The organism is Candidatus Poribacteria bacterium (assembly GCA_026702755.1).
Classification (GTDB): Bacteria; Poribacteria; WGA-4E; order WGA-4E; family WGA-3G; genus WGA-3G.
Genome location: JAPPBX010000115.1, coordinates 22243 through 35075, shown reverse-complemented (window position 1 = coordinate 35075; position 12833 = coordinate 22243). Strand labels below are relative to the sequence as shown.

Genomic DNA, 12833 nt, shown 5'->3' with positions numbered 1-12833 from the left:
TTTCGCGTTCAATTAGATGGACAAACCGAAACTTCTCCTACTGTTCCTAACCCTATTTTTTGTGATGCTTGGGTTTGGCATCATCATTCCGAACCTCGCTTATTACGCCAAAGATATTGGGGCAACCACCACTGAAATTGCTATATTAATGTCTATCTATTCCGGCATGCAACTACTGTTTGCACCACTCTGGGGTAGATTATCGGACAAACACGGCAGAAAACCTTTGATTCTGATCGGATTGCTTGGGAACGCTGCCGCCTTAGTCGGCTTCGGACTGGCGAAAGCCTATATATGGCTCTTGATTGCCCGCGGTGCGGCGGGTATCGCTTCAGCGGCGGTGCTGCCGAGTGTAATGGCTTACGTTGCCGACGTTACTACAACGGAGGAACGTGGCAGAGGCATGGGGTTAATGGGCGCGGCGATGGGGCTCGGTTTCATTCTCGGGCCGGCAATTGGCGGTATCATGGGAAGTCACAATATGCCGTTCTTTGTCGCAGGCGGTCTGTCGCTACTTACGTTTCTCTTTGCATTCGTTTTACTTCCAGAATCGCTTCGGAAAGGTCTCACAGGTGAGGAACTCGAAGATCGGCATGAATGGGTCTCTCCGCGTGAAATCTTTCGTCAGACGACTTTGAGATCGCCGCTTACACCCCTGTTTCTTGTGGCGTTTTTCTCAACCTTCAGCTTCGCAGGATTGGAGATGACGTTTCCGCTGTTCATCGAAGCGGGTTGGGACTATGGAGAACGGGAGATGGGGTGGATGTTTATGGTCATGGGCGCGATTGTTGTGCCATTGCAGGGTGGATTGCTTGGAAAATTAATTAATAAGTTTGGCGAGCGGCGGATTATTCTTACCGGATTGCTGCTCAACGCGCTCGGTATCGTGCTACTGCTCGCAGCTTATTCTTTCCCATCGCTGACTTTGTATCTTACCATCGCTGGTATCGGTAATCAGTTGATCCGTCCGACGAATACATCATGGATTTCCAAGCAGACCCAGATTGGTCAAGGTGCGGCTATCGGTATTATGGATGCTTTTTTAAGTTTAGGACGCATTTTGGGACCGCTGCTCGGCGGGTGGCTCTATGCTAAGGAAGCCTATCCTTACGCAGTGTTGGCTGGTATCCTGGTCATTGCAACGCTCTGTCTGTATATCCCTCTACGACGCATTGGCGATAAAATCGTACACCCATCATGATAATCGGAATCAAGTGTCATGTGGGTGCACTATTCTATTTTCTCGTATCAGGGTCCAAAGGCGGTAAACGATGTTCGACGCGTCGTGTGTTGTATTCAAGCCGATACTGCCGATGTGCCTCGTCATCTGGATAATGCTCAGTTTCAGGATACGGATAGGCAGACATCCCATGAAACGGCAGCGGTTCAACCGTTTGTGATGTGAGCGTATTGATGTCGCCATCTTTGTCCCATCCGTCGCTATAGAGAATAAAATCTCGCACCCATCCCGCTTTCAATGTTGGTAAGCGCGACGCTTCAAATTCTACCGTGATTTCGTCCCCGGCGTTGAGAATAACGTACATATCGTCCACCTCTTGCAATAACGGATTGACATCGCCATAACGGGTGTAATACCCAGCGAGGTCACGCCACTGTGCCTCGGTTGTCACCTTTTGGTAATCGAACAGATGAGGGGCGTGTGGATTCGGACGATACATCTCGGAGAAACCTCGGTAGTGCAAATCTGCACTGTCTGGATTCAGCGTCGTCATCTCTATGGGTACGTCTTGTGTCCCGACGGTAAAAAATGCGGCATCCCAATAGATCTGTATATCGGTTTCGATCCGAACATGCCGATCATCCGACAGAAATTTGCCTGTCAGATCGACGGTAATCGTCTTGTTCTTACCAGCAGGCAGCCCGATCATATCAATAACGGTTTGCCACGCTCCTGCTTTGTCCTTTACTGCAACTGATGGAAAACTGGGATTAATTTCAGGATTCTGGAACAGCGCGACATTAATGCTGGTATCCGTCGGAAAAATCCATCCGCTAAGAAATAGCGTCACAAGCATGTCATTGGGAACATCACCGAGGTCAAGGACAATCGCGTGTGGTTCAACAACGCCTTGATAGGGACCGGGTGCGTGTTCAACAGCATAGTGGTAATCGAACCTTTTCAGGGCATCGGATACATCTTCACCACGGTGATTGACAGCAGATGTTGGGAATAGTTTCTCGGCAACACCGTAAACCTTGAACTCCGCGAAAGGTGGCGGCGTATACTGCTCATTCACGAAAATCTCGGTGCCCGCTGGATGATCAACGGCTATGAGTTTGACTTCATCAAAATAAGCGGTTTCCCACAATTCCTCTGTAATCTGAATGGAGTATTTACCTGATTTTGGTTGTATCTGCGTCCCTGAGATTTTCACAAAATCTTTTGTTTCATCGGGTGCGACAAAACCCATTGAGGTGACGAGTCCCAAAGGTGCCCGCCAGAGCAGATCGGTGACAAATTGGTACTGTTTCCCGTCGTATACATAGAGGAACGGGCAGGATCCTTTCAATACCTGTTTTTCCAAAATACGCTGTTTCGCTTGTGGTTGGACAACGTTCTGTGGCACACCGTTCGTCCAGACGACGCGAACAACATCCGCAGCATCAAATGCCCCCAACCCGAAATGGGATACTTGTCCCGTCACATATCGCAGCTGATACAGACTACCAACTTTCACCTCTAATTTCGAGCCGATACCATCTCTATTGACCTTATTGTTTCCTGTAGTGATACCCTCTAATCGCACCTGTATCCAGTTGTTCTCATTTCCGCCCTCGTTTTGCAGTGTTCGTAGCTGTCCTTCATCATTGATGAAAAAGAGGTCGAGATCGCCATCGTTGTCATAATCACCAACAGTTCCAGCCTTAGCACTCAGGAGAAGTGCACCACTCGTAGGAGTGATTGATCCTATCAACGGATAGGGTTCGTCAAACATTGCCATACTACCACCGTTCCGAAACAGGAACATTCCATCTTGCCCGCTAACCCATACGTCAACAAATCCATCGTTATCGTAGTCAATGTTTTTCAATAGAGCAGGTGGAAGATCTTGCACACTTGTCGGCAAATCCGGCTCGCTGACAAAACTCCCATCCCCTTTATTAAGGTAGAGATAGGTAAAATCTGCTGTAGCCAAGAACAGGTCGAGATCGCCATCATTGTCATAATCACCGGCAGTAGCTGTGGTATAACGCACATCCTGCGGAATCCCCGTTTCACCCGAAACCGCACGGAGTTTTCCTTGACGGAGATTATCGAAGAGAGTGCATCCCGTTTTGCTATGCGTAACAAAAATATCTATATCTCCGTCGTCATCAAAATCGGCGGAGAGTGCTCCAGTAAGCGTCCGTTGCACCGGAGACGCGTCATCTGCGTCCGTTGTTACAAAGGTTTGCTCGCTAACGTCTATGAACACACCATTGCCGTTATTCCGATACATCGTGATGTCGGTTCGTCCTGAAAAGAGATCAAGATCGCCGTCATGGTCGAAATCAACAGGGAGAAGCACACCGGTCTCGAATTCTGGCTTCTGATGTTGGACGAGAGGTGATGTTCCCCAATTCCCATCTGCATCCATTTGGAGGGACACTATCCCTTCACGAGTTTGCAGTAGAAATTCTTGTGTCCCATCTTTGTCCAGGTCTGCGAATGCAGCGGTATGCGGTTGTAAAGCCTGTTGCTCTAATATTTCTTGAACCTGCTGAACAGCGACAAACGTCCCACCTATATTCTGAAAGAGCATCCCGTTTAGTGTTGTATAGAGGTCCAAATTTCCATCGCCATTGTAGTCAATCAGCGAAACATCTGTGGAACTTGTATGCACGCCTTCTACGTCGGCAAGTCCGATTTGCTCGGTGACATCCACAAAATCCACCGTAATCGGCGCGTCTTGTTTGGCAGTGATCCGAGCCTGAAACCCCGGAGCAAACGACTCTATCGGATGCCCAAGGATGTCGGTTACCAACTCACCAATGCCTTGCTGATAGCGAGGACTTGCCCGATGGACGTTCTCAAAAATTTTCATGTTCCGCGTAGCAATCTTCAGGGCACCCTGTTCTATTGCGTCTATTCCTTGTGTAAGGTATTTGAGTTTTTCTGGATCGGTATCGCCTAAAAGGAGCATCAATTCCTGACAGAGTTTTCCAGCGGCTTCCAATTGCTCCTGAGCTAACAAGGCTTGTGACAACTTCAATAGCACAACAACATTTACCGGTGAACGGGCGTGAAGTTCCTGTAGATGTCGAGCTGCTTCCCGCTGCGCTTCTGGATCGTTCCGCTGTGCGCTATAGTGGCGAACCAGTTTGTAACGAAACTCCAACTCATCGGGTGCTAACCGCACGGCTTCCTTCATCGCCTCTACGGCTAAATCACGCTTTCCGGCTTGTAGTTGATAGACCTCAGACAGAATGAAATGTAACTGGCTGTCCATCGGTGCAACAGCGATGCCGCGCTTGACCCACTCTTCAGCAGTATCCGCTTGTTGTAAGCGCAAGTATGCGACAGCAAGATTGCCATAACCGATCGCTTCATTGGGGAGAAGTTCAATAAGTGCTGTAAACGCTTCGACTGCCTTTGAGGGTTGTGATTCTTCGAGATAAGCCAACCCCAAATTTTGCTGTTGGATCGCCTTTTCAATAATTTGGCTGCTATTTGTTTCCTGTGCATCCGCTGTCCAGATAGCCAAAAAGCACATTAGGAGCAGCGCACATACTACACATTTTCTTATATCAGGAGACGCGAATCTAAATCTCATGCATTTTCCTCTTTCTGAATATCGTCTGCGGCTTCTCGGACTGCTTGTTGTATACTGTTCTGCCGAAGCTTGAGTGAGTCTTCAAGTTGTTTGAGGTGGAGAAGCCACGATTGCTTAGAATCGCCTTCCTCCTCGCCGAATCCATTTGTCATGGAAAGTCGAATATACTTTAAGCGTTCTGTCTGTAAAATCTTCATCTGGGCATCGTAGTCCTCAATCCCAGATTCCAACAGCGAAATCAGTTCACGTATCTTTTCCAAGGTTTGTCTCCTCTATTGATGCTGTAACTTTTTATAATTGCGCACATCAAAGCAAATATAAAAAATAGTTTATCTCATTTTCTGTTTGTAATCAAATGAAAATAGATCAGTTACCAATAGTTAGTCAGCTTTTAGTTGTCAGTCGTTGATGAGGCTTATCAAATATATCAAAGCCTCTCGGATCGGGAGAAGAAATTTCTGCGCCTACAAAAACCTTACGATCATGTTCCAGACCGCATGGCAACTGATTTATCTGTCAATTTCGAGATAATCAAAATTCTTCTCCTTTCTTCTCCTAAATCGTCCTTTTTGTGCCGAGTTGATTGATAAAAAGCATCGTTAAGGAAGATGGAGATATTGCCTGTGAAGATTTTTCTGCGTGTCTCGCCGCGGGGTTGTGCGAACCCTTCTTTGTCCTTTTTTGAAGTTTTCAGTGTTTTCATTTTTTATCTCCTGAGATTTTCTGAAGCGTTAGGCATAACACCTATAGAAGTTTAGTTTCAATGAGAAGTGTTTGAAGAATCGTGTTGGGTTCTGCAGAGGTGGTCTGCTGTGTGCTAACGTTTCAAATACATTATGTGTATATTATAGCATATATATCAACATTAGTAAAGTTAAAACAAATTTAGTCATAAAGTTGGGTTTTGCTGATTTTTGATTGGTTTCAATGCGTTTTCTGGTTTCATGGGTGTTTTTCTATCTCCGTTCAACCTAATCTGAATGTCAAGATATTTACATACCTGCACTTAACAACCTTGGTTGCAAGGATTTGGTATTTGTGATAATATGTATAACATTAGGCAGGCAACGTTTAGCAGAGGAGGAGATTCTATGCCGAAAAAACCAATTGACCATTATGAACACCCTGATAAACTTCCGAACAATCCGACACAAGAATTGAGCGGGTTTGCCGAAGACAGTGAAACGGATTTTGAGGAGTTTTCAACCACCGAAGCATTAATCGATTTTGACGTAGCTGATAGAAAATTTATTGCGGTTGCTATGGCCTATGAGCGGGACCATCATAGAAAAGCAACTATCTTGCAGGCATTAGATACAAGATAGGAACCGTTCCGAAAGGCATTTGAACGAGAAGGCTTGCAGATTGACTTTCTCTGTCCACCTGAAAATGAGGTGTAGAGCACAACGAACTGGGCTACCGCGAACAGGCAGTAAGTTTAGAATGGGCAACTCATTTAAATCATAAATAGATTAGTTCGTAGCAGTGCGATTTATCGCACTGCTACGCAGTGAGAACCGCCTAGGAACGGGCAATGAATTGCCCTACTACGAACTGAATTTGCCTTTAATTTGAAAAAGGACAACTCACTGGACCCAGGGTCATTCAATTTTAAACATTTACTTTACCTATACGAATATAATTCCCTTGTAGGAGCGAGCTGTGCTCGCGATCGGACGAAAAAACGTTAACATCTGTCAACAAAAACCAAAATCAAAACCGAGAATTGAATGACCCTATCACTGGACCCCTTGGAGGTCCGCAATGGAGCAGCAGAAAATAAAAAACGGACAGCAAGTTTTAGATTCGGATTACTCTGAATTTAGCGCGACAGACCCGTTTAATCCTCAAAACCGTGTTGAGGGGCAAATCAGCTTTAATAGAGCGTGCTACGGCTCGTTGAAGATAAAAAAGATCAATGGCGAATCTGTCGATCAGCCTCAAATCTTTGGCACACCGAAAATTGCTTACCCCTTCGGATTAGGGCATAATTACCGGTTTCCGAGCGCGGAACGGATTTACCGCTTCCGTAAATACGACGGTACCAACATTTTTATGTACCGTTACAGAAATAACAGGGCGGAATACATCACGTTTAAGGTGCGCTTGTTCCCATTTTTGCGGGGTCGCTACATAACGATGTGGCGGTATATCCTTCGCAAATACCCACAGATCACCGAATTGTTCAAACTGAACCCCGATGTCACAGGTTTCAGTTTCGAGCTCTATGGGTCGGATAACCCACATACGATCCAATACGAGGATGTCAAGTTGGATATTGTGTTATTGTTCGGACTGCACGGGATGCAGGGGCAAATTGTGATGAATACTGATCTTGAGGCGGGCGATATCCCGAAAGCAGCACAACTCGGCACCGTTGAAAAAGACTATGTGTGGCACTATGAGCAAGAGCAGCAAGACCTTGATAGGCGACTGGAGTTCATCGGTTTAAATGAGAGTCAAGCCCCTATATTTAGAGGCGAGGAAGGCAGCATCTGGTATGTAAGAGTAAAAGATACTCCTGAAATCCGTATGTATAAGTGCAAACCTCACCGAATCGAGCAAGTACATTGGACACAGACGCAAACGCAGCTGAGTGCCACTGTGGTTTGGGCGACCATCCTGAAAGCTTTTGAAAATTGGGAGAACCCCGAACTTGATGAAATTATTGCGATATTAAATGAAGATTACCCGATCCACCAAATCACCATCTCGATCGGACAAATTGAACAGATGCTTAACATAGCTAAGAATGCTGCGGATACCCAAAAGAAAATCTGGGAGCTCATGGTGATGCAGGGTTTCGACGGGAACACCGACACAGCAACAGTGTTCCATAAAATCGCAAACGAACTTGATCAGGACAAGAGACTCATCTACAAAGCGATTAAGAACGTGCAAAACATGATGAAGATCGAAGATGAATAGGAGCGATAATGGCAAAAGTTAACATAGACAACCCTGTTATCAACAGTCCATTTGAAGAACCGAAACGGCACTTCAAATTCAATAACAAATATGCGTCGTAATTACCACCTCTTGATACTCCTCTTCCCTGTTGTATTCTGGCTTATCTGCTTCTTCCTGCTCCCGCTCGTGTCAGTGTTCATTTACAGTTTTCTGGAACGCGGGACGTACGGCGGAGTCCGATGGCATTTCACACTTGAAAACTATCAACGCCTGTTTGATGGACTATACCTCGGTATCCTCTGGAGATCAGTGTCCACTGCTCTGGTCTGTACTGCGATCTGCCTGTTGCTCGGCTATCCATTTGCCTATTATCTGGCACGCTATAAACCGAAACACCGAAGTATCTTACTACTACTCGTTGTCGTTCCGTTCTGGACGAACTTCCTTATCCGAACTTATGCGTGGATACTGATTTTACGCACCGAAGGACTCATGAACAGCCTTTTGGGATCAGTATTTCCTAACTGGAGTCCATTGGAACTGCTAAACACGCCACTCGCCGTACAGATAGGGCTTGTTTACGGATACCTACCGTTTATGATACTCCCTTTGTATGCAGCACTGGAGCAATTGGATATGTCCTTACTTGAAGCCGCGCAAGATTTAGGTGCCTCTCCGCGGCGTGCATTTTGGCATGTAACGGTGCCACTCAGCCTCCCCGGTATCCTTGCCGGATCTATGTTGGTTTTTATCCCGACGGTAGGTGCGTTCCTAACGCCAGACCTCCTCGGTGGCGGAAAAGTGAGTTATATCGGTAATGTGATTGAACGACAATTCAAAACGGCGCGGGATTGGCCCTTTGGCTCTGCACTCTCATTTATGTTGATGGGTATAGTTCTGGTCGGTACAGTCCTGTACTTCCGTGCTTTACAACAGGATGAACCTAATTCAACCTGACTGCTCCCGTTAGGGCAAAATTAAAAAATGAAGCGAGTTCTTGAAGCCAACATAGGATTAGTTTTTTTATTCCTCTATGTCCCAATCTTAGCGGTCGTGGTGTTCTCATTCAACAGCGGCGAACAGATCTCCGTTTGGGAAGGATTCACATTCGGCTGGTATGCGAAGTTGTTTGAAGATGACGCACTATGGCGTGCTTGTAGAAATAGCCTTATGGTAGCAGGTGTTGCCACTGTTATCGCTACCGTTATTGGAACAGCAGCTGCGCTCGCGATAGAACGATATAGGTTCCGTTTCCGAACCGCGCTCGTGCGATGCCTCTATCTTCCGATTATCATTCCAGACATCGTACTGGCGATTGCGTTATTGACCTTCTATGTGCAAGCCCGTATTCCATTGGGTTTAATCACTGTGATTATCGCACACGGCGTTTTCAACATAGCGTACGTTACTATTGTCGTGCGAGCACGCCTCCAAGGCTATGATAATACCTTAGAAGAGGCGGCTCGCGATCTTGGCGCGAATGAGTGGCAGACGTTTTGGCGGATAACGCTCCCTCTCATCGCCCCCGGAATTATCGGCGGCGCGTTGCTTGCCTTCACGCTTTCTATAGATGACTTTGTTATCACGTTCTTCACCGCTGGTGTCGGTTATACGACACTGTCCGTGCATATCTATTCGCTGCTGAAGTTCGGTATCACGCCAAAAATCAACGCGATCTCGACGATGCTATTGGCGAATTCAATCGTATTTATTCTGCTGTTTTCATGGTTTCAAGGCAGTGCTACAACCCCTCAAAAACAGGATGCACAATAGCGTGTCTAACAGCTGAGGCGTAAAACACCTCGCAAATTTGTGTCGGTTGTGGTATAATTTTCCTGTTGACGCTGTAAGGTTAAAAAAGACGACATGCATTACTTCCGAACACACACAGAAATCAATCTGCAAGCAATCCAACACAATGCTGAAGCAATCAAGGGACATACCAGGAAAAAGTTGATAGCAGTCATAAAAGCGGATGCTTATGGGCACGGTGCGGTTCGTGTCACAGAGGTATTGGACGCAACCGCTGATATGTTCGCTGTCGCAACGGTTGAGGAAGGGATTACGCTACGTCAAGCGGATATCCACAAACCGATTCTGGTTCTGTTTAGTTCTTTGCCTGTGCAGGCGGCACCAATCGTTGAATATGGATTGACACCGACAATAGGTGATTGGGAGTTTGCAAAGGCATTGCATGAGGTTGGTTCTGTAAAGGTTCATGTCAACGTCAATACCGGTATGAATCGGAGCGGTGTGTGTTATACGGAAGCGATGGCGTTTCTGAGCAAACTGAAAACGCTACATCGGCTTGAAGTTGAGGGGTTGTTCACACATTTTGCTACGGCGGACGAGGCGGATAAAAGTTTTGTATCGGCGCAGCTAAAGCGGTTTTTGTCTGTCCTTGTGCACGTTAGTGGAAAGATGATTCACGCAGCGAACAGTGCAGCGGCACTTTCAGTTCCTGAGTCGTATTTTGATGCCGTGCGTCCGGGTTTGAGTCTGTATGGTATCTACCCGGCAGCTGAAAAACCTATCCCGTTAAAACCGGCACTTACATGGAAAACGCGTGTCGGTTGGATAGAGGCTATCTCAGAGGGGGAAGGTGTAAGTTACGGATTAACCTATAAGGCACCACAACAAACCCGCGTAGCGATGGTGCAAGTAGGCTACGGCGATGGCTATCCTCGTGTGCTTTCCAACAGTGGTGAGGTGTTGGTTGGTGGGAAACGCCGTCCGATTATCGGAAGGGTTTGCATGGACGTGAGCGTGGTACAACTCCAACCCGAAGATAACGTGTCGGTTGGCGATGAAGTGGTGCTGATAGGAAGCCAAGGGGATGCGGAAATCACTGTTGATGAAGTTGCGCACCGTGCTGGAACAATTTCGTATGAAATCTTAACACAGATAGGCACACGCGTAAATCGAACCTTTCTTCCATCGAATTATAAAAACAAGTAGACATCTTGTAGGGGCAGCCCTTGTGGCTGCCCGCAAACTCACAGGGACCAACGTCTAATTAACTCTAAAATCTACCATAGTTAAAAAATGCTTATTGAAATAAAAAACGTCTCACTCTCTTTTGGTACAACGACTGCCCTGGATAACCTCTCATTAGAAGTTCAAGGCGGTGCTGTCGGTTTACTGGGACCTAATGGTGCGGGAAAAAGCACCTTACTAAAAACGCTCCTCGGATTCGTCCAGCCGAATCAAGGTACAGCCGCTGTGTTCGGGCTGGATGTGCAAACAGATCCATTAGAGATTCGGAAACAGATCGGATACATGCCGGAAGATGAATGTTTAATTCAGGGGATGAACGCCGTTCAGCTTGTCTCTTACGCAGGCGAACTCTGTGGAATGCCGAAGCGCGATGCACTACAACGCGCACATGAAGTGCTCTATTATGTCGGTTTGGATGAAGAGCGTTATCGGTCCATAGACGGCTACTCAGTTGGCATGAAACAACGCGTGAAGTTAGCACAGGCACTGGCGCACGATCCAGAGTTACTACTTCTTGACGAACCAACAAACGGGATGGACACCAGCGGTAGAGAGGAGATGTTGGAACTCGTCAAAGACATTGCAACGGATAAGGGCATCAATGTGATCTTGTCTTCGCATCTACTTCCAGATGTAGAGTTTGCATGCGAAGAGATTATTGCCCTCTCACACGGAAGCCTTGCTATTCAAGGACACATAGAAGCACTCAAAGAGAACAAAGGACAGTTGTTTGATCTGAAGATTGTCGGGGACAGCGAGTCTTACATCGCTGCGTTAGAACGACACAATTATCAGGTTGAACTACATCCGGATAAACGCCTCCGAGTTACGTCCGACAATCAGGCACAAACGGATACAAAATTCTTCTTCAAACTCGCTTACGAGACCCGGGTCCAGCTCCGTCAGTTGCGTGAGGTGAAACATTCGCTGGAGGACATTTTCGCTGAGGTGATGAGTGTGGATTCACAATAGAACGAGATGTCAGCTCCTCACGACTTTTTGGGTATTTTGTATCTTAGCCGCGATTATGCCATCATCCAGCACCGCAAACGAGATGCTCCGCATTGCGGGAATGGGCGGCACCCGTATCGCACTGCTGACAGATGATGCGGGTATATTTGGGAATCCAGCCGCGCTGGTATCTGTTAAACACCATAATCTCGCGCTCGGCATTGCTGCTGGGAACATCCACTGGACGGAGTTACCGAAACACGGAACGACGCAATTCGCCGCTGAAGCCAATATCAACGTCTCACCAGCGTTCTATTATTCGTCAGCGTTCAGTAAATGGGGTATGAGTGTCGGCTATATCGCGAGATCCACGAATTTTGCGAACTTCACGTTTGACAGAACGCATGCCGAATATAACCGAAACTCGCGTCAGTTTACCGCTACAACGGATCTATTCACAGATTACAATCTGCTCCAAGAAGGCAGTTGGATAGCAGGCTTCAGTCGCGAGTTTGGAAAATCTACAGCAGGTGCGCGCCTGAAATGGGTACGGCAAGCCGTAGACCGAGGCACAACGATTTCGACCTTAAATTTGGCAGCACGCCATGGACCTGAAGTAGACGTAGAGATGCCCGAAGAACTGATTGAGGCAATCATTGATGAATTGCAATTCGGCGATCGGGTTCGGGAGATCGTCCATGAACGACAGCCAACGCTTGAGAGGACAGTCAACCGGTTGGAACTGGATATTGGTTTTCAAAGAGAGGTTTGGCTCAACGCAGCGCAGACAAACCCACCGCTGCAGATCGGGATCCTTTTTGAAAACATCCTGCGCGCAGACTTGGTGGAACCGCTTCCATTCCGATTCGGCATCGGTGTCGCCTATGAACCTCTGCGATGGGTTACAGTGGCGACAGACCTCTGGCGAGACACAGGACAGAACGGAATTAGTTTCGCTATTGGTGGTGAATTACACAAAACGTGGACAGGAGCAGTTCCAAAGACTGTGGCACTCCGAGTTGGTATAGGACGAGCACATTCAGAGTTCTATTCCTCTCTCGGTGTCGCTCTGAGGCTTGGCACCACATATTTGGAATACACGACAAACATAGAAAATGGTGCCTATGATTCAAACAAACATCTATTCGCATTCACCCTACGATTCTAACTCAAATAGAATTTTCACACCCTCGCTGGCGA

At 47.0% G+C, this 12833-nt stretch carries 11 protein-coding genes; 8 read left to right on the top strand and 3 right to left on the bottom strand.

Annotated features, from left to right (window positions below; all coding sequences use genetic code 11):
• The first annotated feature begins 16 nt into the window (after window positions 1-16).
• The gene (locus tag OXH39_22840; protein MCY3553309.1) at window positions 17-1201 is read left to right on the top strand and encodes an MFS transporter; all 1185 of its coding nucleotides are present in this window, start codon (window positions 17-19) and stop codon (window positions 1199-1201) included.
• Window positions 1202-1235: 34 nt separating this feature from the next.
• Here the strand turns inward: OXH39_22840 and OXH39_22835 are convergent, their stop codons facing one another.
• From OXH39_22835 to OXH39_22825, 3 genes are all read right to left on the bottom strand, one after another.
• Entirely contained in the window at window positions 1236-4775 is a 3540-nt protein-coding gene (locus OXH39_22835) for an FG-GAP-like repeat-containing protein (GenBank protein ID MCY3553308.1), read from the bottom strand.
• Window positions 4772-5035, bottom strand: coding sequence for a hypothetical protein (locus OXH39_22830; GenBank protein MCY3553307.1), 264 nt, complete (start codon window positions 5033-5035; stop codon window positions 4772-4774). Before OXH39_22830 ends, OXH39_22835 begins: the two co-directional genes overlap by 4 nt.
• A gap of 221 nt (window positions 5036-5256) precedes the next feature.
• On the bottom strand, window positions 5257-5478 hold the full coding sequence (locus tag OXH39_22825) for a hypothetical protein (protein ID MCY3553306.1): 222 nt from the start codon (window positions 5476-5478) through the stop codon (window positions 5257-5259).
• 388 nt (window positions 5479-5866) lie between these two features.
• Between OXH39_22825 and OXH39_22820 the strand changes: the two genes are divergently transcribed.
• From OXH39_22820 to OXH39_22790, 7 genes are all read left to right on the top strand, one after another.
• A complete protein-coding gene (locus tag OXH39_22820) occupies window positions 5867-6100 on the top strand; it encodes a hypothetical protein (protein MCY3553305.1) in 234 nt (77 codons plus the stop codon).
• Window positions 6101-6539: 439 nt separating this feature from the next.
• A complete protein-coding gene (locus OXH39_22815; protein MCY3553304.1) occupies window positions 6540-7703 on the top strand; it encodes a hypothetical protein in 1164 nt (387 codons plus the stop codon).
• 90 nt (window positions 7704-7793) lie between these two features.
• Window positions 7794-8642 carry an ABC transporter permease gene (locus tag OXH39_22810; GenBank protein MCY3553303.1) on the top strand — a complete coding sequence of 283 codons (849 nt, stop codon included), beginning with the start codon at window positions 7794-7796 and terminating at the stop codon, window positions 8640-8642.
• 27 nt (window positions 8643-8669) lie between these two features.
• Window positions 8670-9458 carry an ABC transporter permease gene (locus tag OXH39_22805; protein MCY3553302.1) on the top strand — a complete coding sequence of 263 codons (789 nt, stop codon included), beginning with the start codon at window positions 8670-8672 and terminating at the stop codon, window positions 9456-9458.
• A 93-nt stretch (window positions 9459-9551) separates the two neighbouring features.
• Window positions 9552-10643 carry an alanine racemase gene (alr, locus tag OXH39_22800; GenBank protein MCY3553301.1) on the top strand — a complete coding sequence of 364 codons (1092 nt, stop codon included), beginning with the start codon at window positions 9552-9554 and terminating at the stop codon, window positions 10641-10643.
• Between the two features lie 87 nt (window positions 10644-10730).
• Window positions 10731-11654 carry an ABC transporter ATP-binding protein gene (locus OXH39_22795; GenBank protein MCY3553300.1) on the top strand — a complete coding sequence of 308 codons (924 nt, stop codon included), beginning with the start codon at window positions 10731-10733 and terminating at the stop codon, window positions 11652-11654.
• A gap of 55 nt (window positions 11655-11709) precedes the next feature.
• Window positions 11710-12801, top strand: coding sequence for a hypothetical protein (locus OXH39_22790; protein MCY3553299.1), 1092 nt, complete (start codon window positions 11710-11712; stop codon window positions 12799-12801).
• The last annotated feature ends 32 nt before the right edge of the window (window positions 12802-12833 follow it).